At 73.5% G+C, this 23,158-nt stretch carries 2 protein-coding genes; both read left to right on the forward strand.

Features of this window, described 5'->3' with window-relative positions; all coding sequences use genetic code 11:
• Positions 1-157: 157 nt before the first annotated feature.
• Positions 158-11,215 carry a non-ribosomal peptide synthetase gene (locus tag J2Z30_RS26570; protein WP_044573540.1) on the forward strand — a complete coding sequence of 3,686 codons (11,058 nt, stop codon included), beginning with the start codon at positions 158-160 and terminating at the stop codon, positions 11,213-11,215.
• Between the two features lie 157 nt (positions 11,216-11,372).
• Positions 11,373-23,144, forward strand: coding sequence for a non-ribosomal peptide synthetase (locus tag J2Z30_RS26575; RefSeq protein ID WP_052701503.1), 11,772 nt, complete (start codon positions 11,373-11,375; stop codon positions 23,142-23,144).
• Positions 23,145-23,158: the final 14 nt, after the last annotated feature.

Raw genomic sequence — 23,158 nt, forward strand, 5'->3', positions numbered from 1 at the left:
GGGCCACTTCCGCGCCACGCGGTGCGCAAAACGAAGTTTTTGCAGCGCCGTTGCCCGGTGGCCCGGCCGGAGCTGAGACTCGGCGATCCAGGCTGGTGGCAGGCGACCGAGCCCTTTTTGTCGGTGACCGACGGAATGACGAGTGGAGATTTCCATAATGACGCGAGCAGCCATCGACGACGTCCTTCCGCTGTGGCCACTGCAGGAGGGTCTGCTGTTTCAGACCCTGTACGGGGAAGAGAAACTCGATGTCTACGTCGCCCAGATCCTGATCGACCTCGACGGCCCCCTGGACGCCGGGGCCATGCGTGACTCGGTGGCCACTCTGCTGCGCCGGCACCCCAATCTGCGTGCCAGTTTCCGGTACGAGAAGCTGAGCCGGCCGGTGCAGGTGATCGCGCGGGAAGTCCCGGTGCCCTGGCGGGAGTTCGACCTCACCGGGCTCGACGAGCGGGCCCAGGAGCGGGAGCTGGAGCGGCTCGCCGCCGAGGAGGCGGCGCACCGGTTCGACCTGGGGTCCGGTCCGTTGCTGCGCTTCACGCTGATCAAGCTCGGCCCGAGCACCAGCCGGCTGATGTTCAACTCGCATCACATCCTGCTCGACGGGTGGTCCACCGCCCGGCTCATGTTCGAACTCTTCGAGATCTACCACCGTCGCGGCGACGACTCGGGCCTGCCGCCGGTGACGCCGTACCGCGAAGCCTTGAGCTGGCTGGAACGGCAGGACCGGGCGGCGGCGGAGAGCGCCTGGCGCACCGTGCTCGCCGAGGTGGAGGAGCCCACGCTGCTCGCGCCCGACGACACCGGGGCGCGGAACGTACCGGCCGAGCTGGTCGTCTCCATGCCCGATGAGCTGGCCGCCCGGGTGCGGGAGACCGCCCGGCGCAACGACCTGACGCTGAGCGCGGTGTTCCAGGGCTGCTGGGCGCTGCTGCTGGGGCAGTTGACCGGCCGTGACGACGTGGTGTTCGGCTCGACCGTATCGGTGCGCCCCGCCGAGCTGGCCGGCGCGGACCAGATGGTCGGCCTGTTCATCAACTCGGTGCCCGTCCGGGTGCGGGTGCGCCCGCAGGAGAGCCTGCTGTCCCTGCTGACCGGGATGCAGCGCCAGGCGGCCGGAATGGTCGAACACCACCACCTCAGCCTTCCGGACATCCAGCGGGCCGCCGGGCGCGGCACCCTGTTCGACACGCTCACCGTCACCGAGAACTACCCCATGGGCGGGGACGACCTGCCCGAGCTGCCCGGTGACCTCACGCTGACGGGCGCCAAGGGCACCGACGCCAACCACTACCCGCTGAGCATCGCGGCCCTGCCGGGCGACGGGCTGCGGCTGCACTTCGGCTACCGGCAGGAGCTCTTCACCCGCGAGGACATCGAGGTGCTCGGCGAACGCTTCCGCCGCCTCTTCGCCGCCTTCGCGGCCGATCCGGAGCAGCTGATCGGCCGACTGCCCCTGCTGAGCGACGCCGAGGCGAGTCGCATGCTCGCCCTGGGCATGCCCGCACAGCCGCTGCCGGGCGGTGACGTCATCCCCGCGCTCTTCGCCGAACAGGTACGACTCCATCCGGACGCCGTCGCCCTGGTCCACGAGGACATCTCTCTCCCGTACGCCGAACTGGACCGCCGCGCCAACCGCCTGGCCCGCACCCTGATCGAGCGGGGCGCGGGGCCGGAGCGGGTGGTCGCGCTCGCCCTGCGGCGCTCTCCCGAGCTGGTCGTCGCCATGCTGGCGGTGCTCAAGGCGGGCGCGGCCTACCTGCCGGTGGACATCTCCTATCCGGCCGATCGGATCGCCTATCTGCTCACCGACGCAGGCCCGGCACTGGTCCTGGCCACCGCCGCGTCGGCCGAGGTGATCCCGGACGTCTGCGCCGCGCCGAGGGTGCTGCTGGACGACCCGGCCACCGTCCGCGAGACCGACGCCCGGCCGGACACCGATATCGAGCCGGGCGAGCGGCGGGGCGCGACGACGTCCGCCAACCCCGCCTATGTCATCTACACCTCCGGTTCCACCGGCCGTCCGAAGGGCGTCATGGTGACGCACTCCGGTCTCGCCGGTCTGGTCGCCACCAACGTCGAGCGGTTCGACGTGGGGCCCGGCAGCCGGGTGCTGCAGTTCTCCTCGCCCAGCTTCGACGCCGCCGTCTGGGAGACCTACACCGCCCTGCTCACCGGCGCCACGCTGGTGCTCGCCCCCGCGACCCGGCTGCAACCCGGCCGGGCGCTGGTCGACCTGGTCGCCGAGCACCAGGTCACGCACGCGCTCATCCCGCCCGCCGCGCTGGCCGTGCTCACCGAGGATCTGCCGTCGATACGCCTGCTGGTGGTCGGCGGTGAGGCGTCCGCGCCGGAGCTGGTCGAGGCGTGGTCCGGCAACCGGACGATGATCAATGCCTACGGGCCGACCGAGAGCACTGTCTGCGTCTCCCTCAGCGGGCCGCTCTCCGGCGCGGTGGCGCCGCCCATGGGCACCGCCCTCGGCACCGCGCGGCTGCGGGTGCTCGACGGGGCGCTGCGGCCGGTGCCGCCGGGTGTCACCGGGGAGCTGTACGTCTCGGGCCCCTGCCTGGCGCGCGGCTATCTGAACCGGCCCGGGGTGACCGCCGAGCGCTTCGTCGCCGATCCGTATCCGGGCGGCGGCGAGCGGATGTACCGCACCGGTGACCTGGTGCGCTGGAACACCGAGGGCGAGCACCCCGTGCTGGAGTTCGCCGGCCGGGCCGACGACCAGGTCAAGATCCGCGGATTCCGGATCGAGCTGGGCGAGATCGAGTCGGTCCTGGCCGCGCACGAGCGGATCGACCGTGCGGTGGTCGTGGTGCGTGAGCCGACCCCGGGCGACAAGCGGCTCGTCGCCTATCTGGTGCCGGTGAGCGGAGGAGAGGTGCCCGCCCCCACCGCGCTGCGCGACCATGTGGGCGCCTCGCTGCCCGAGTACATGGTGCCCTCGGCGTTCGTCCCCCTCGACGCCCTCCCGCTCACCCCCAACGGCAAACTGGACCGCAAGGCGCTGCCCGAGCCCGGCGGCGCGGCCGGCCCTGCCGGGCGCGGGCCGCGCACCCCGCAGGAGGAGATCCTGTGCGCGCTCTTCGCCGAGCTGCTCGGGGTGGCCGAGGTGGGGGTGGACGACGACTTCTTCGACCTCGGCGGCCACTCGCTGCTGGCCACCCGGCTGGTCACCAGGACCCGCGCGGTCTTCGGCGAGGAGCTGTCGCTGCGCGCGGTGTTCGAGACGGCCACGCCCGCCGGGATAGCCCGCAGGCTGCACCAGGCCGTGGACGGCCGGCCCGCGCTGGAGGCGGGACCGCGTCCCGAGCGGGTACCGCTGTCCTTCGCTCAGCACCGGCTGTGGTTCCTGGACCGGTTCGAGGGCGCCAAGTCGATCTACAACGTCCCGCTCACCGTGCGGCTGACCGGTGAACTGGACCTGGACGCGCTGCGCCATGCCTTCAGTGACGTCCTGGCCAGGCACGAGAGCCTGCGGACGGTGTTCCCGGACGTGGCCGGCGACCCGTACCAGCGGGTGCTGGATCCCGCTGAGGCCGAGCTCGACCTGTCCCTGGTGGATCTGAGCGCGGCACCGGAGCGGCTGGCCGAGGCGCTGCAGGAGGAGGCGGCCGCCGGGTTCCGGCTGGCCCACGAACTCCCGCTGCGGGTGCGCGTCTTCCGCACCGGCGACCGTACGTACGTCCTGCTCGTGGTGATGCACCACATCGTCGGGGACGGCTGGTCGCTGGGCGTCTTCGGCCACGACCTCTCGCTCGCCTACACGGCCCGGCTGAAGGGCGCCGCGCCGTCGTGGGAGCCGCTGCCCGTGAGTTACGCGGACTACACGCTGTGGCAGCGGCGCGTACTGGGTGAGGAGGCGGACGAGAACAGCGCGATCGCGAGGCAGTTCGCCTACTGGTCGGATGCCCTGGCCGGGATCCCCGACGAGCTCAACCTCCCGGTGGACCGGCCGCGCCCCGCGGTGGCGAGCTACGCGGGCGACACCGTGACGTTCCACCTCACCGAGGAGCTGCACAAGCGGCTGCTCACCATCGCCCGTACCTCCCAGGCCAGCCTGTTCATGGTGGTGCAGGCCGGTCTTTCGGCGCTGCTGTCGCGGTCCGGCGCGGGCACCGACATCCCCGTGGGCACGCCGATCGCCGGCCGTACCGACGACGCCCTCGACGGACTGGTCGGGTTCTTCCTCAATACGCTGGTGCTGCGCACCGACACCTCCGGCAACCCGACCTTCCGCGAGCTGGTCCAGCGGGTGCGGGAGACCGACCTGGCCGCGTACGCCAACCAGGACGTGCCGTTCGAGCGCCTGGTCGAGCAGCTCAACCCCGAGCGCTCCCTCGCGCGCCACCCGCTGTTCCAGGTGATGTTCACCGTGCAGAACAACCGCCCGGCCGAGCTCGTGCTGCCGGGCCTGCGGGTGGACCAGTACGACCACCTCGGCGACATGGCCAAGTTCGACCTGTTCGTCGGGCTGACCGAGCGGCGCACACCGGACGGCGCACCGGACGGTCTGGCCGGGTGGATGGAGTACAGCACCGATCTGTTCGACCGCGAGACGGTCCAGCGGCTCGCCGACCGTCTGATCCGGGTACTGGCCGGGGCGGCCGAGGACCCGAAGCGGCCGATCGGCTCCCTGGACCTGCTCGACCCGATCGAGCGGCACCGCCAGCTGACCACCTACAACGACACCGCGCACCAGTTCGACGGGGCCTTCCTTCCCGAACTGCTCGAGCGCCAGGCGCATGCGCTGCCGGACGCCCCGGCCGTGGTGCACGGCGACACGCGGATGTCGTACGCCGAGCTGAACGCGGCCGCGAACCGGCTGGCGCGTCTGCTCATCTCACGGGGCACCGGTCCTGAGGACACGGTCGGCATCGCGCTGCCGCGCTCGGCGGAGCTGCTGGTGTCGGTGTGCGCGGTACTCAAGACCGGAGCGGCCTATCTGCCCATCGACCCGGAGTACCCGGCCGAGCGCGTCTCCTTCATGCTGGCCGACGCGGCGCCCTCGGTGGTGCTGACCCGGACCGGGGTGCTGCCGGACGGTCACCGGGCTCCGCTCCTCGCCCTCGACACACTTCAGACCGCCGCCCTCCTGGCCGGGCAGGCGGACACCGACCCCACCGACGCGGACCGCACCCGTCCGCTCCACCCGGCCGCCCCGGTCTACGTCATCTACACCTCCGGCTCCACCGGCCGACCCAAGGGCGTCGTGATGCCCGCGGGCGCCATGGCCAATCTGGTCGCCTGGCACCACAGTGAGATCGGCGGCGGCGCCGGGACGCGGGTCGCGCAGTTCACCGCGATCAGCTTCGACGTCTCCGCCCAGGAGATCCTGACCACCCTGCTCACCGGCAAGACGCTGGTGGTCCCGGACGACGCGGTGCGCCGCGACGCCGCCGCCCTCACCCGGTGGCTGGAGGAGCACCGGATCAACGAGCTGTACGCCCCCAACCTGGTGGTGGACGCCGTCGCGGAGGCCGCCGTCGAGGGCGGTGCCGCCCTCGGCGAGCTGCGGGTGATCGCCCAGGCGGGCGAGGCGCTGGCGCTCACCCCGCGGCTGCGCGCCTTCCAGGCCGACCGCCCGTGGCTGCGGCTGCACAACCACTACGGCCCCACCGAAAGCCATGTGATCACGGCCACCACCCTGCCCGGCGACCCGGCGGAGTGGCCCGCCGCGGCGCCCATCGGCCGCCCGGTGTGGAACGACCGGGTCTACGTCCTGGACGACGCGCTGGGCCCGGTGCCCCCGGGGGTCGTCGGAGAGCTGTACCTGGCCGGCGCCGGGCTGGCCCGCGGCTATCTGAAGCGGCCGGGCCGCACCGCGGAGCGCTTCGTGGCCGACCCCTTCGGCCCGGCCGGGTCCCGGCTGTACCGCACCGGTGACCTGGTGCGCTGGGGCAAGGACGGACAACTGCTGTTCGTGGGGCGGGCCGACCACCAGGTCAAGGTGCGCGGCTTCCGGATCGAGCTCGGCGAGATCGAGACGGCGCTCGCCGCCCACCCCGACCTCGCCTCGGTGGCCGTCCTGGCCCGGCAGGACCGGCCCGGCGCGCCCCAGCTCGTCGGCTATCTGGTCCCGTTGGCCGACCGGACCGCCCCGGCCCCGGCCGAACTGCGCAAGCACCTGGCCGCCACGCTGCCCGAGTACATGGTGCCCAGCGCGTTCGTCGTACTGGACGCACTGCCGCTGACCCCCAACGGCAAGCTGGACCGCCGGGCGCTGCCCGCGCCGGTACGGGAGGACGCCGAGCGGCGGGAGCCGGCCACGCCGCAGGAGGCCGCGCTGTGCGGGCTGTTCGCCGAGGTGCTCGGGGTGGCCGAGGCCGGGGTGGACGACAACTTCTTCGACCTCGGCGGCCATTCACTGCTCGCCACCCGGCTGACCAGCCGGATCCGTACGGCCCTGGGCGCGGAGCTCGGCGTGCGCGACCTGTTCGAGTCGCCGACGCCCGCCGGACTGGCCGGGCTGATCGGCGACGCGGGCGGGGCGCGGCGCGCGGTGACCGCGCGGGAGCGGCCCGAGGCGGTGCCGCTGTCCTTCGCCCAGCGCAGGCTGTGGTTCCTGGGCCGGTTCGAGGGGCCCAGCGCCACCTACAACCTGCCGATGGCCCTGCGGCTGACCGGTGAGCTGGACCGGGAGGCGATGCGCGCGGCGCTGGCCGATGTGGTCACCCGCCACGAGAGCCTGCGGACCGTCTTCCCGGAGGTGGACGGCCGCCCCCGCCAGGTGGTGCTGGACGTGGTGCCCGAACTGCCGGTGGCCGAGGTCACCGAGGCCGGTCTGGAGGCGGCGCTCGCCGAGGCGGCCGGGTACGCGTTCGACATCGCCACCGAGATCCCGGTCCGGGCGTGGCTGTTCGCGCTGAGCCGGACCGAGCATGTGCTGGCGCTGGTGGTCCACCACATCGCGGGCGACGGCTGGTCCATGGCCCCGCTGGGCCGCGATCTGTCCACCGCCTACGCGGCCCGGGGCGCGGGCCGCGCCCCGGAGTTCACCCCGCTGCCCGTGCAGTACGCCGACTACACGCTGTGGCAGCATGAGGTGCTGGGCAGCGAGGACGACCCGGACAGCACCATCTCCCGGCAGGCCGCGTTCTGGCGGTCGGCCCTGGACGGCGCGCCGGAGGAGCTGGCGCTGCCCGCCGACCACCGCCGTCCGCCCGCCATCAGCTACCGCGGCGATATGGTCACCTTCCGCTTCGACGCCGAGGTGCACCGCGGCCTGCGCGAGCTGGCCCTGGCCCACCGGGCCAGCCTCTTCATGGCCGTCCAGGCTGGGCTGGCCGCGCTGCTCAGCAGGCTCGGCGCGGGCACCGACATCCCGCTCGGCACGGCGATCGCGGGCCGCACCGACGACGCCCTGGACGACCTGGTCGGCTTCTTCGTCAACACCCTGGTGCTGCGCACCGATGTCTCCGGCGATCCGACCTTCGCCGAGCTGCTGGAGCGGGTGCGGGAGACCGACCTGGCCGCGTACGCCAACCAGGACCTGCCGTTCGAGCGGCTGGTCGAGCTGATCAACCCCGAGCGCTCGGCGTCCCGGCATCCGCTGTTCCAGGTGATGCTGGCGTTCCAGAACACCGCCGAAGGCAGGGTCGAACTGCCCGGGGTGGCCGCGGGGCCGCAGCCGATCGGCCAGGACGTGGCCAAGTTCGACCTGTCCTTCACCCTGTCGGAGACCCAACGGGACGACGGCGCGCCCGCGGGCATCGAGGGGGCGCTCACCTACAGCACCGACCTGTTCGAACGGGACACGGTGCTGATGCTGGTGGACCGGCTGGCGCGGCTGCTGGCCGCCGCCGTCGCCGATCCGTCCCGCTCGGTGGACCAACTGGACGTCCTGCTGCCCGGGGAGCGCCACCGGATCGTCGAGGAGTGGAACGACGCCGCGGTGCGCGAGGTGCCCCCGGCGACCATGGCGGAGCTGTTCGCCGGGTGGGTGGCCCGCACCCCGGACGCACCCGCCCTGCTGGCCGAGGACCGCACCTGGACCTTCGCCGAACTCGACGCGCGGGCCGAGCGGATCGCCCGGTCGCTGGCCGCGCGGGGAGCGGGACCGGAAAAGCTGGTGGCGGTGGCGCTGCCGCGCTCCCCGGAGCTGATCGTCTCGCTGCTCGCGGTGGTGCGGGCGGGGGCGGCCTATCTGCCGGTCAACCCGGACCTGCCGGGCGACCGCATCGGGTACATGCTCGACGACGCCGCGCCCGCCCTGCTGCTGACCTCCGGCTCCGTCGCCGGACGGCTGCCCCGGACCACCGTGCCCACGGCGCTGTTCGACACGCTGGACGCGCCCGCGCCGCCTGTGGACGGGGCTGATGTGCCCGCGCCCGTGGCCGGGGCTGATGTCTCCGCGGCCGTGGCCGACGCGCCCGTGCCCGCCGCCGCCCTGTCGCCCCAGCACCCCGCCTACGTCATCTACACCTCCGGATCGACCGGCAGGCCCAAGGGCGTGACCGTGACCCACGCCGGAGTGGCGCACCTGTGCGCGACGCTGGTGGAACGGGCGGGCGTCGGGCCGGGCGCCCGGGTGCCGCAGCTGGCCTCGGCCAGCTTCGACGCGGCGTTCCTGGAGCTGTCCATGAGCCTGCTGGTGGGCGGCGCGCTGGTGGTGGTCCCGGCCGACCGGCCGACGTCCGGCCAGGCGTATCTCGACCTGTGCGCCGAATACGGTGTCACCCACGCCTTCATCACCCCCGCCTCGCTGGCCGCGCTGCCCGAGGGCGGGCTGCCCGAGGGCATGGAGATCGTCGTCGGCGGTGAGTCCTTCGGACCGGAGCTGATCGGCCGGTGGCGGCACACCGTGCGGATGCACAACGTGTACGGCCCGACCGAGACCACCTGTGTGGCGGCGATGAGCGGGCTGCTGACCGACGACGCCGTACCGGCGCTCGGCGCGCCCGTCGCCGACTCGCGGCTGCATGTGCTGGACGAGCGGCTCCGTCCGGTGCCGCTGGGCTGCGTGGGCGAGCTGCACATCGCGGGCGTCTCGCTGGCCCGCGGCTATCTGGGCCGCCCCGGGCTGACCGCCGCGGCTTATGTGGCCGACCCGTTCGGGCCGCCCGGAACGCGGATGTACCGCTCCGGCGACCTGGTGCGCCGGCGCGCCGACGGCGAGCTGGAGTTCGTCGGGCGCACCGACGACCAGGTGAAGCTGCGGGGGCTGCGGATCGAGCTGGGCGAGATCACCGCGGCCGTCTCGGACCACCCCGGTGTGCACCGCGCCACCACCGTCGTGCGCGAGGACCGCCCGGGGGTGCGGCTGCTGACGGCCTATGTGGTGCCCACCGCCGGGGCGGGCGGCATCGACATCGACGAACTGCGGGCCGGGCTGGTGCGACGACTGCCCGACTACATGGTTCCGGCGGCGTTCGTGACGCTCGAGACGCTTCCGCTGACCACCAGTGGAAAGATCGACCGCAAGGCGCTGCCCGCACCGGAGCAGGGCGGCACGTCACGTGCGCCGAGCGGCGCCCGTGAGGAGACCCTGCGCCGGCTGGTCGCGGAGGTGCTGGGGCTCGGGGTCGAGGAAGTCGGCGTCGACGACAGCTTCTTCTACCTGGGCGGCGACAGCATCGTCTCGATCCAGCTGGTGGCCAGGGCCCGCGCCGCGGGTCTGGTCTTCACCCCGAAGGACGTCTTCCGCCACCAGACGGTCGCGGCCCTCGCGGCCGCCGCGGGCACCGTCCCCGAGGCCGAGGCGGAGGACCCGGACGCCGGTATCGGGGAGATCCCCGCGACCCCGATCCTCAACTGGCTCAGCGAGCGGCACGGGCCCATCGGCCGGTTCCACCAGTCGATGCTGCTGCAGACGCCCGCGGAGCTGGACCTGGACCGGCTGGTCACCGCCGTACAGACGCTGCTGGACCACCACGACGCCCTGCGGGCGCGGCTGAACCGCACCGAAGGGCAGTGGTCGCTGGAGGTGGCGGCCCGCGGCAAGGTCCGCGCGGCGGACCTGATCCGGCGGGTCGACCTCACCGGCCTGGACGACGCGGAGCGCCGCGCCCGCCTCGCCGAGGAGAGCGACGCGGCGGTGGGCCGGCTCGCCCCCGAGGACGGCACGATGGCGCAGTTCGTGTGGTTCGACGCCGGGCCCGGTGAGCGCGGCAGGCTGTGGTTCTCGCTGCACCACCTCGTCGTCGACGGCGTCTCCTGGCGGATCCTGCTGCCGGACCTGGCACGGGCCTGGGAGGCGGTGCGGGACGGCCGCACCCCCCGGCTCGACCCGGTGGGCACCTCCTTGCGCCGCTGGTCGCGGACGCTGGCCGAGGAAGCCGTCACACCGGAGCGGATCGCCGAACTCCCGGTCTGGCGCGGCCGCCTCGCCCAGGCCCCGGAGCCCCTGGCCGAGCTGACCGTCGACCCGTCCAGGGACCTCACCCGCACCCAGCGCGCGATCACCATGACGCTGCCCGCGGACACCACCCGGACCCTGCTCACCCGGCTGCCCGAGATGTTCCACGCGTCGGTCAACGACGTGCTGCTCACCGGGCTGACCCTGGCGGTGGCCGACTGGCGCCGCCGGCACTTCGGCGGCGCCACCGGCGGGGTGCTGGTGGCCCTCGAGGGCCACGGCCGCGAGGAGATCGCCGAGCACACCGAACTGTCCCGTACGGTCGGCTGGTTCACCAGCGTGTACCCGCTGTTCCTGGACCCCGGGCGGATCGACTGGGGCGAGGTGTGGACCGGCGGGGCGACCGTCGGAGACGTCCTCGCCCGGATCAAGGAGCAGCTGCGCCAGGTGCCCGACAACGGCGTCGGCTACGGCCTGCTGCGCCATCTCAACCCGGACACCGCGCCCTCGCTGCGGGGCCTGGCCGAGCCGCAGATCGGCTTCAACTACCTCGGTCGCTTCGACACCTCGGCCGCGCCCGAGGCCGCCGACTGGGCGCTCGCCCCCGAGGCGGGCGCCGTCGGCGGCGAGGACCCGGACATGCCGGTCGCCCACGCGCTGGAGGTCACCGCGTCCACCCAGGACCGCAGCGGCGGCCCCGAGCTGTCGGTGCTCTGGCAGTGGCCCTCGGCGCTGCTGGAGGAGGCCGTGGTGCGGGACCTCGCACAGGCGTGGATCCGGGCGCTGGAGGCGCTGGCCCGCCATGCCGACACCCCGCAGGGCGTCCGTCACACCCCCTCCGACATGGATCTGATCGACGTCAGCCAGGACGAGTTGGACCAGCTCGCGAGCGAACTGGACGGCTGGCGGTAGCCCCCACTTCCGAGTTGTTTATGTGCGGCTTTCACCGGGCCGCAGCGCCATTACGGTCGGATCGGCGGGCCTCGCCGACGGGCGGGACGGGCCCCGCCGATCTCGACTGCGCACTCGTCACACATCGCATCACGAAGACGCCCAGGGAGCCTGTGCAGTGAAGCAGACACGTATCGAGGACCTTCTGCCTTTGTCGCCGCTCCAGGAAGGGCTGCTCTTCCACGCGCAGTACTCCGAGGACGCGGACGCGCTCGACGTCTACACCGTCCAGCTGGCGGTGCGGATCCAGGGCCCGGTGGACGCCCCGGCGGTGCGCCGCGCCGCGGCCGCGCTGGTGCGGCGGCACGCGAGCCTGCGCGCGGGGTTCCGGCGCCGCAAGTCCGGCGACCCGATGCAGGTGATCCTCCGGGACCTCGAACTTCCGGTGACCGAGCTGGACTTCAGCGATGTTTCCGAGGACGAGCAGCGGGCGAGGGTCCGGGAGTTCGCCGCCGGGGACCGTGAGCGGCGCTTCGACATGGAGCGGCCGCCGCTGCTGCGGGTCACCATGATCAAGGTCGCGCCCGACGCCTTCTGGCTGGTGCTCACCGCCCACCACATCCTGCTGGACGGCTGGTCCGCCCCGCTGGTGATGCAGGAGCTGTTCCAGCACTACCGTGCGGGCGGCGAGGACACCACCCTGCCGCCGGTCACCCCCTACCGCACGTATCTCGCCTGGCTGGCCCGGCAGGACAAGGCCGCGGCGAAGCGGGCCTGGCGAGAGGCGCTGCGGGGGGTGGACTCGGCCACGCTCCTGGTGCCCGAGGCGGGCCCCGGCGCCGAGGTGCTGCCCGAGGACCTGGTCGCCGAGGTGGACGCGGACCTCACCGCCCGCCTCGGCGAGCTGGCCCGCTCCGCCGGGGTCACCCTGAACACGCTGGTGCAGAGCGCCTGGGGCGTGCTGCTCGGCCGGCTGACCGGCCGCGACGACGTGGTGTTCGGCGCCACCGTGTCCGGGCGCCCGGCGGACATCCCCGGCGTGGAGTCCATGGTTGGGCTGTTCATCAACACCCTGCCGGTCCGGGTGCGGGTGGACCACGGCGCCTCCTGGACCGACCTGCTGACCGCGGTCCAGCGGCAGCAGGCCACGCTGCTGGACCACCACCACCTGCCGCTGTCCGCCGTGCAGGAGTCCACGCCGGTCACCGGTGAACTCTTTGACACGCTGGTCGTCTTCGAGAACTACCCGCTGGACTCCGACGGCATCACCGAGCCCATCGACGGGCCGCGGATCACCGACCTCACCGGCCAGGACGCCACCCATTACGCGCTCACCCTGTTCCCGACCCCCGGCCCCACCCTGCGGCTGCGCCTGGGCTACCGGCCCGATCTGTACCCGGCCGGGCGGGCGCGGGCCCTGCTGGACGGCTTCTGCCGGATGCTGGAGCGGATCGAGGCGGACCCGTCCCTCCCGGTGGGCCGCACCGAAGTGCTCGCGCCCGAGCTGCTGCGCACCGTCCTGGACGGCTGGAACGAGCCCGACGCCGGGGCGCCGGAGACTTCGGTGCCCGAGCTGTTCGAGGCCGCGGTGGCCGCCGACCCGGCGGCGGTGGCCCTGGTCGCGGACGGGGCCGAGCTCTCCTACGGCGAGCTGGACGCCCGTGCCAACCGGCTGGCCCGGCTGCTGTCCGGGCTCGGTGTCGGCCCCGAGACGCGGGTGGCGGTGGCGCTGCCGCGCGGGGCGGAGCTGGTGGCCACACTGCTCGCGGTCCTGAAGACCGGCGGCGCGTACATCCCGCTGGACCCCGAATACCCGGCCGAGCGCGTCGAGTACATCGTGACCGACGCCGCCCCCGCGGTCGTGGTGACGGACTCCTCGGCGCCCTCGGTGCCCGCGACCGGTGGTACGACGCGGGTGCTGCTGGACGACCCGGCGGTCCGCGACCGGCTGGCCGCCCTGTCCGGCGAGGCCCCGGAGCTCGCCCCGGTGGCAGGGGACCACCCCGCCTACACCATCTACACCTCGGGTTCCACGGGCAGGCCCAAGGGCGTCGTCGTCACCCGGGACAACCTCACCAACTTCGTCCAGGACATGCGGGACCGGTTCGCGCTGCGGCCCGGGGACCGGCTGGCCGCGGTGACCACCATCGCCTTCGACATCGCGGGCCTGGAGCTGTACACCCCGCTGGTGTCCGGCGCCGCGGTGGTCCTGGCCACCCGCGACGAGGTGATCGACGTCCCCAGGCTGGCCGCGCTGCTGAAGGACACCGGCGCCTCGGTCATGCAGGCGACGCCCACCCTGTGGCAGGCGCTGGTGTCCCAGCACCCCGAGGCGCTCTCCGGGCTGCGCGTGCTGGTCGGCGGTGAGGCGCTGCCCGCCGGGCTCGCCACCCGGCTGTGCGAACTCGGCTCCGAGGTGACGAATCTGTACGGCCCCACCGAGACCACCGTGTGGTCGACCGCCGCCCGCCTCGCCGAGGTGTCCGGCCCCCCGGCCATCGGCAGGCCCATCGCGAGCACCCAGGTCTATGTCCTGGACGCCGGGCTGTCACCGGCCCCGCCCGGGGTCCTCGGCGACCTCTACATCGCCGGGCGGGGCGTGGCGCGCGGCTACGCGGGCCGTCCGGACCTGACCGCGGAGCGGTTCGTCGCCTGCCCGTTCGGCGCGCCCGGCACCCGGATGTACCGGACCGGTGACATGGCCCGGTGGACGGACGACGGGGAGCTGGAGTTCGCCGGCCGCACCGACGACCAGGTCAAGGTGCGCGGTTTCCGCATCGAGCTGGGCGAGATCGAGACCGCGCTCGCCGAACTGCCCGAGGTCGCCCAGGCGGCCGTGGTGGCCCGCGAGGCCGGGTCGGGCGAGCAGCGGCTGGTGGCGTACGTCGTCGCGGCCCCGGGCGCGGCGGTGCCGGTGCCCGCGCTGCGCCGGGCCGTCGCCGCGCGGCTGCCGGAGTACATGATGCCCTCGGCGTTCATGGTGCTCGACGAGCTGCCGCTGACACCCAACGGGAAGACCGACCGCAAGGCGCTTCCCTCGCCGGACCTCACCGCACTGTCCACGAGCGTGGCCCCGCGCACACCGCAGGAGGAGATCCTGTGCGGTCTGTTCATGGAGGCGCTGGAGCTGGACTCGGTCGGCATTCACGACGACTTCTTCGAGCTGGGCGGGCACTCGCTGCACGCCACCCGGATGGTCAGCCGGACCCGGACGGCGTTCTCCGTGGAACTGCCGCTGCGCGCGCTGTGGGAGGCGCCCACGGTGGCGCGGCTGGCGGAACGGCTCCGTGACGCCGACTCCGCGCGGCCGCCGGTGGTCCCGGTGGAGCGCCCGGAGCGGATCCCGCTGTCCTACGCCCAGCGCAGGCTGTGGTTCCTCAACCGGTTCGAGAACGGCGCCGCGGCGCACAACATCAGCCTCGGGCTGCGGCTGAAGGGCACGCTGGACCACGAGGCGCTGCGGGCGGCCGTCCGGGACGTCACGGCCCGGCACGAGACGCTGCGCACGGTCTTCCCGGAGACCGGCGGCTCCGCGCGGCAGCTGATCCTGCCCCCGGACCAGTGCCCGGCCGAGCTGGTCGTCACCACCGTCGACGAGCGGACGCTGGACGCGGCCATCGCCGAACAGGCGGCGCGCGACTTCGACCTGGCGACCGAGACCCCGCTGCGGGTGACGCTGTTCCGGGTGGCCCCGGACCATCACGTCCTGCTGATCATCCTGCACCACATCGCGGGCGACGGCTGGTCGGTCGGCCCCTTCGCCGCCGACCTCACCTCGGCCTATCTGGCGCGGACGGACGGCCGGGCCCCGGACTGGGAGCCACTGCCGGTCCAGTACGCCGACTACACGATCTGGAACTACTCGGTCCTCGGCGACGAGAGCGACTCGGGGAGCCTGGTCAGCGAGCAGCTCGAATTCTGGCGGCGGCGACTCGAGGGCAGCCCCGACGTGTTGCCGCTGCCGACGGACCGCCCGCGTCCGCCGGAGGCCGACTACACGGCCGAGACGGTCGAGGGGCGGATCTCACCGGAGCTGCACCGCGCGCTGGCCCGCGTCGCCCGCACGACCGGGACCAGCCTGTTCATGGTGTTGCAGGCCGGTCTGGCCTCGTTGCTCTCCGCGCATGGCGCGGGTACGGACATCCCCGTGGGCTCGCCGATCGCCGGGCGCAACGACAAGGCGCTCGAGGAAATGATCGGCTTCTTCGTCAACACACTGGTGCTGCGCACCGACACCTCCGGCGACCCCACCTTCCGCGAACTGCTGGACCGGGTCCGCGAGTACGACCTGGCCGCGTACGCCCACCAGGAGGTGCCCTTCGAGCGCCTGGTCGAGCTGCTCAACCCCGAGCGCTCGCTGGCCTGGCACCCGCTGTTCCAGATCTGGCTGAACGTACAGAACCTCGAGACCACCACCACCTCGCCCACCGGTCTTCCCGGGGTCGACGCCGTCGCGTATCCGGTGCCGGTCAACGCGACCCAGTTCGACCTGGCCTTCACCTTCAACGAGAGCACCGGTCCTGGCGGCGCCCCGGCCGGTCTTCAGGCGCTGATCGACTTCCGGCTCGACCTCTTCGACCGGGAGACGGTCGAGGCCCTGTTCGGGCGTCTGACGCGGCTTCTGGAACGGGTCGTCGAGGACCCGGACCTGCGGGTGGGCGACATCTCCCCGCTCACCGAGGAAGAGCACGCCGTGCTGGCCGCCGCGAACGACACCGCGCGCGACCTTCCCCCGGCGACCTTCCCCGCGCTGTTCGCCCGTCGGGTGGCCGAGGCGCCCGACGACCCCGCGGTGGCCTTCGAGGGCCGCGAGATGTCCTTCGCCGAACTGGACCGGAGGGCGAACCGGCTCGCGCATGTGCTGCGCGCCGAGGGCGCGGCCCCCGAGCGGTTCGTCGCCCTGGCGCTCCCCCGGTCCCCCGACTGGCCGGCCGCGGTACTGGCCGTGCACAAGGCGGGCTCGGCCTATCTGCCGCTCGATCCGGCGTACCCCGCCGAGCGCCTCGCCTACATGCTCGCCGACGCCCGGCCCGGCGTGGTCGTCACCACCCGGCCGATCGCCGAGACCTTGCCTCCCCTGGGCGACACCACGGTCCTCCTCCTCGACGACGAGGCCACCGAGGCCAGGATCGCGAAGGCGCCGGAGACCGCGCCGGAGGTCCGGCTGTCGGTGGACCACCCGGCCTATCTGATCTACACCTCCGGCTCCACCGGCAGGCCGAAGGGCGTGGTGGTCCCGCACACCGGCTTCGCCAGTCTGCTCACCGGCTACGCGGAGGCGCTCGGACTCGGTCCGGGCAGCCGCGTCCTGCAGTTCGCCTCGCCGAGCTTCGACGCCGCCTTCGCGGAGCTGTGCAAGGCACTCCTCTCCGGCTCCACGCTGGTGATGGCGCCGTCCGAGCGCCTGGACCCCGGCGCCCCGCTGGCCGCGCTGCTCACCGAGCAGCGCGTCACCCAGGCGACCATCCCGCCGGCCGCGCTCGGTGTGATGACGGACGGTGAGGTGCCCGCGGGTCTCACCCTGCTGGTGGCGGGCGAGGCGACCCCGCCGGAGCTGGCCGGCCGCTGGTCGGCGGGGCGGCGGATGGTGAACGCGTACGGTCCGACCGAGACGACGGTGTGCGCCACCATCAGCGCGCCGCTGTCCGGCGTGGCCGAACCGCCCCTTGGCACACCGATCCCCAACGCCCGGGTGCGGGTGCTCGACGGGGCGCTGCGGCCGACGGCCCCCGGGGTGGTCGGCGAGCTGTACCTCTCGGGTCCCGGGCTCGCCCGCGGCTACCTCAACCGGCCCGGCCCGAGCGCGGAGCGCTTCGTCGCCGATCCGTCCGGCCCGCCCGGCACCCGTATGTACCGCACGGGTGACCTGGCCAAGTGGACCCGCGACGGGGTGCTGATGTTCGTCGGCCGCGCCGACGAGCAGGTCAAGCTGCACGGTTTCCGGATCGAGCTCGGCGAGATCCGCTCGGTGCTGCTGCGCCGGTCCTCGGTGCGGCAGGCCGAGGTGATGGTGCGCGAGGACCGCCCCGGTGAGCCGCGGCTGGTGGCCTACGCGGTGGCCGAGGACGCGGCCGGGCCGCTCACCGGTGCCGACCTGCGCACCCAGCTGGCCGCGGAGCTGCCCGAGTACATGGTGCCCGCCGCGGTGGTGGTGCTCGACTCGCTGCCGGTGACCCCGAACGGCAAGACCGACCGCAAGGCGCTTCCCGCGCCGGAGTACACCACGGCCGCCGGCCCCGCCGACGAACCGCGCACCCCCCACGAGGAGCTGCTGCGCGGGCTGTTCGCGGAGGTCCTCGGGCTGGAGCGGGTCGGCATCCACGACAGTTTCTTCGACACCGGCGGGGACAGCATCATGTCCATCCAGCTGGTCCGCCGGGCCCGTGACGCGGGCGTCAAGCTGACGCCGCGGGATGTGTTCGAGCACAAGACGGTGGCCGCGCTGGCCAAGGCCACAGCCGTCGAGGACGCACCCGCGCAGGCCGCCGAGGCAGAGCCCGTGGCGGCCTCCGCGGGGGTCGGCGACGTACCGCTGACGCCGATCATCCACTGGATGCGCGAGCGGGGCGGCCGCCCCGACCGGTTCAGCCAGACCAACATGATCGTGGTCCCGGCGGACGTCGGCGAGCAGCGCCTGCGGTCCGCGTTGCAGACCGTGCTCGACCACCACGACGCGCTGCGGATGCGGCTGCGCCGCACCGGTGGCGTGGTGTGGAGCCTGGAGGTGCCCGAGCGTGGCGCGGTCCGGGTGGCGGACTGCCTGCGCCGGGTCGATCTGACCGGTCTCGACGAGGAGCGGGCCCGTGCCCGGATGGCGGAGGAGACCAAGGGCGCCTGGGACCGGCTCGACCCCGAGGCGGGGCTGATGCTCCAGGCCGTCTGGTTCGACGCCGGACCGGACGTCTCCGGCAGGCTGCTGCTCACCGTCCACCATCTGGCGGTCGACGGGGTGTCCTGGCGCATCCTGCTGCCGGACCTGACCACGGCGTGGTCCGCGCAGACGGACGGTGACACCTCCGGGCTCGCTGTCGGCGGCGCCTCCGGGCTCGACGCCGTCGGCACCTCGTTCCGGGAGTGGGCGCAGCGGCTCTCCGACGCCGCCCAGCGGCCGGAGCGGATCGAGGAGCTGCAGTTCTGGCTGGACACCCTCGCCGAGCCCGACCCGGCGCTCGCCGACCGGCCGCTCGACCCCCGGCGGGACATCACCGCGACGACGAAGCGGCTGATGCTCACGCTGCCCGCCGAGGAGACCTCGGCCCTGCTCACCACGGTGCCCGCCGCGTTCCACGCCCGGATAAACGACGTTCTGCTGAGCGCGTTCGCGGTCGCGGTCGCCCAGTGGCGCGCACAGCGGGGCCACCAAACCGGCCATGTCCTGGTCAACCTGGAGGGCCACGGCCGTGAGGAGCTCGACGAGGGCGTCGATCTGTCCCGGACCGTCGGCTGGTTCACCAGCCTGTTCCCGGTACGGCTCGACCCCGGCCCGCACGACTGGGCCGAGTTCCGCGCGGGTGGTCCGGCGACCGGCCGGGTGCTCAAGCGGGTCAAGGAGCAACTGCGCGCCCTGCCACCGGACAACGGGATCGGTTTCGGCCTGCTGCGGTACCTCAACCCGCAGACCGCTCCGGTGCTTATGCGGCTGCCCGAGCCCCAGATCAGCTTCAACTACCTGGGCCGCTTCCCCGGCGCCGTGGCGACCGAGGAGTCCGTCCTGGCCGACTGGGGGCCGGCCCCGGAGGGCTTCGACCTCGATGGCGGCAGCGACCCCGGGCGCCCGCTCGCGCACACCGTCGACATCACCGCGATGACCCAGGACCTGCCGGACGGCCCTCATCTGGTCGCCGATGTGTCCTGGGCGGGCGAGCTGCTGAGCGAGGACGAGGTCCACGAGCTGGGCCAGAACTGGCTGACCGCGCTCACCGCCCTGGTCAGGCATGCCGAGGGGCCGGAGGCGGGCGGCTACAGCCCCTCCGACCTGACGCTGGTCCCGCTGACCCAGGACGAGATCGACGCGGTCGAGTCCGCGGGGGCGGAGCGGTTGGAGGACGTCCTGCCGCTCACGCCGATGCAGGAGGGGCTGCTCTTCCACGCCCAGTTCGACGAGGACGAGCCCGACCTCTACACCGTGCAGCTCGGCATCGACCTCGCGGGCCCCCTGGACGCGGACCGGCTGCGCGGCGCGGCGCGGACCCTGCTGCGGCGCCACGCCAACCTGCGCGCGGGCTTCCGCCAGCAGGGGCTGAGCCGCCCCGTACAGGTGGTGGCCGCCGACTTCGAACTGCCCTGGGTCGAGCTGGACTTCGGTCATCTGCCCGAGGCGGAGCGGGCCGCCCGGCTGGACGCGCTCATGGACGAGGACCGGGTGCGCCGGTTCGACCCCGAGCGTCCGCCGCTGCTGCGCTTCACCCTGATCCACATGGGCGACCAGCTGGCCCGGTTCCTGATGACCAACCACCATCTGCTGCTCGACGGCTGGTCGGGCCCGCTGCTGATGCGTGAGCTGTTCACGCTGTACAAGGCGGACGGCGACGAGTCGGCGCTGCCGGAGGTCACCCCGTACCGCGACTATCTCGCGTGGCTCGGCCGGCAGGACAAGCAGGCGGCGAGCGAAGCATGGCGCACGGTGCTCTCCGGGGTGGACGGCGCGACGCTCATCGCGCCCGACAGCGACGGACGGACCGTCGAGGTCCCCGGCGACGTGCTCGTGGAACTCCCCGAGCGCACCACCACGGATCTGACCGCGCTGGCCCGACGCCACGACGTGACCCTGAACACGGTCGTACAGGCGGCCTGGAGCGTGGTGCTGTCCGGGCTGACCGGCCGGACCGACGTGGTGTTCGGCACCACCGTCTCCGGCCGCCCCGCGGACCTCCCGGGCGTGGAGACCATGGTCGGCCTGTTCATCAACACCGTCCCGGTCCGCGCCGAGCTGAGGACGACCGACACCTGGACGACGCTGCTGGAGCGGCTGCGAGGCCAGCAGACGGCGGTGATGGACCACCACTACCTGGGCCTCCAGGACGTGCTGCGCCTGGTCGAGCCGGACACGCTGTTCGACACCATCGTGGTGACCGAGAACTATCCGCTGGAAGGCGACGGAATGCCCGCCGTCGAGGACGGTCTGCGCATCATCGGCCTGTACGGCTCGGACGCCAACCACTACCCGATCAGTCTGGTGGCGATGCCGGGACGCACCCTGCGGCTGCGTCTGGGCTACCGGCCGGACCTCGTGGACCCCGACGCCGTGGAGGCCATCGGCGGCCGGCTGGTCCGCGTGTTCGACGCCATGATCGGCGCGCCGGAGCAGCCGGTGATCCGGGTCGATCTGCTGACCGCGGACGAACGTCGCACGCTGCTGGAGGAGTTCACCGCCACGGCGCGGCCCGCGCCCGTCGCCCTGGTGCCCGAGCGCTTCCAGGCCCAGGCCGCCCGCACCCCGGACGCCCCGGCGCTGCTGGCCGCGGACGGCACCCGGCTCAGCTACGCGGGGCTCGACGCGGCCGCCGACCGGCTGGCCGCCGAGCTGATCGGGGCCGGAGTGGGTCCCGAGCGGCTGGTGGCACTGGCCCTGCCGCGCTCGGCCGACCTGGTGATCGCCGCCCTCGCGGTGCTCAAGGCGGGCGGCGGCTATCTGCCCGTGGACCCGGGCGACCCGGCCGACCGGCTGGCGCACGTCCTCACCGACGCGACTCCGGTGCTGGTGCTGACCCGCTCGGACATCGCGCCCGGCCTGCCGCGGACGGCGGCGCCGGTGCGGCTGCTGGACGAGGCTGCCACGAGTGAGTCGCCCGAGCCCGCCCCCGCCGCCCCCGCCGGTTCCGGCGGCCACCGGTGGCAGGCACAGAGCCCCGCGTATGTGATCTACACCTCGGGGTCCACCGGGCGGCCCAAGGGCGTCGTGGTGGAGCACCGTTCGTTCGCCCAGTACCTCGACTACGCCGCCGAGGCGTACCCGTCGCTGGGAGAGCGGGCCCTGCTGCACTCGCCGGTCTCCTTCGACATGGCGGTCACCTCGCTGTTCGGGCCGCTGACGACCGGCGGCTGTGTGCACGTGGCGGAGCTGGAGCAGCCCGCGGAAGGGCGGGTCCGGCCGGCGTTCTGCAAGGTCACCCCCTCCCATCTGCCGCTGCTGGCCGGTGTGGACCCGGAGTGCTCCCCGACCCGTGAGCTGGTGATCGGCGGCGAGCAGCTGCTGGGCGAGGCACTGGCCCCCTGGCGCGCCGCCCACCCGGACGTGGCCGTGGTGAACGAGTACGGGCCGACCGAGGCCACCGTCGGCTGCGCGGTGCTGCGGCTGGAACCGGGCGAGGAGACGCCGTCGGGCGCGGTGCCGATCGGCCGGCCCACTCCGAACACCCGGCTGTACGTGCTCGACCCGGGGCTGCGGCCCGCGCCGCGCGGCGCCGTCGGCGAGCTCTACATCGGCGGCGGCCAGCTGGCCCGCGGCTATCTGGGCCGGCCCGCTCTGACGGCGGCCCGGTTCGTGGCCGATCCGTTCGGCGCGCCGGGCGGCCGGCTGTACCGCACCGGCGACTTGGCGCGCTGGAACGCGGACGGGCAGCTGGAGTACCTGGGCCGGGTGGACGAGCAGGTCAAGGTCCGCGGCTACCGCGTGGAACTCGGCGAGATCGAGGCCGCGCTGGCCCGGGACCCCGAGGTGGGCCGGGCGACGGTCGTGCTGCGCGCGGACGAGGGCGCGGGCAAGCGGCTGGCCGCCTATCTGGTGCCGGCGGCGGGCGGTGGGCTGGACGCCGCCGCGGTGCGCGAGCGGCTGGCCGCGGCGGTACCGGACTACATGGTCCCGGCCGCGTTCATGGTTCTCGAGGAGCTGCCGCTGAACGCCAACGGGAAGGTCGACCGCAAGGCGCTGCCCGCACCCGACTACAACCCCCGCGAGTGGAGCGGACCGCGCACCCCGCAGGAGGAGATCCTGTGCGGGCTGTTCCGGGAGGCGCTGGGGCTTGACGTGGTGGGGATCCATGACAGCTTCTTCGACCTGGGCGGCGACAGCATCATGTCGATGGGCCTGGTCAACCGGATCCGGTCGGCGTTCGGCGTGAAGCTCGGCATGCGGACGGTGCTGACCGCGCCCACCGTCGCCGAACTGGCCCAGAGGCTCGGCGGCGACGCGGAGCAGGACTCGCTCGACGTGCTGCTTCCGCTGCGCGAGCACGGCGGCCGCGTCCCGCTCTTCTGTGTCCACCCCGCGGGCGGGCTGAGCTGGAGCTACTCGGCGCTGCTGCGGAGCGTGGACGCCGAGCACCCGGTCTACGGGCTGCAGTGCCGCGGACTCACCGGCGAGGGGGACGCGCTCCCCGGGACCCTGGAGGAGATGGCGGCCGACTATGTCGCCCAGATCCGCCGGGTCCGGCCCACCGGACCGTACGCCCTGCTCGGCTGGTCGCTCGGCGGCACGGTCATCCACGCCATGGCGGCGCTGCTGCGGGCCGAGGGCGAGGAGGTGGCGCTGCTGGTCAATCTGGACGAGTACCCGCTCGACCGCTCCCAGCCGCTGCCCGACCGGCTGCCGGACGAGCAGGACGCGCTGCGGGTGCTGCTGGACTTCGAGGGCTACGACGTGGCCGCCCTGGGCGACGCGCCGCTGACCCACCGCCAGGTGGTGACCATGCTGCGGGAGCGGCAGTCGGTGCTGGCCAGCCTGGACGAGGACAACGTGGCCGCCCTGGCCCGTGCCTTCGCCAACAACCGCCGGCTGTTCATGGCCTATGAGCCGGCCCGCTACCGGGGCGACCTGCTGGTGCTGGTGGCCGAGGAGGACCCCTCGGTGCCCGCGGCCGATCTGGCCGGGCGCGCCGAGCAGTGGCGGCCCTTTGTCGACGGACGGATCGAGTACCGGCGGATCCCTTACGCCCACCCGTACCTGATGCGGCCCGAACCGGCCGCCGAGATCGGCCGCGTACTCAACGAGAAGCTCCGGGAACTCAAGTGACCCGATTGGTGGAG

It is taken from the genome of Streptomyces iranensis (genome assembly GCF_017874715.1).
In the GTDB taxonomy this organism is placed as follows: Bacteria; Actinomycetota; Actinomycetes; order Streptomycetales; family Streptomycetaceae; genus Streptomyces; species Streptomyces iranensis.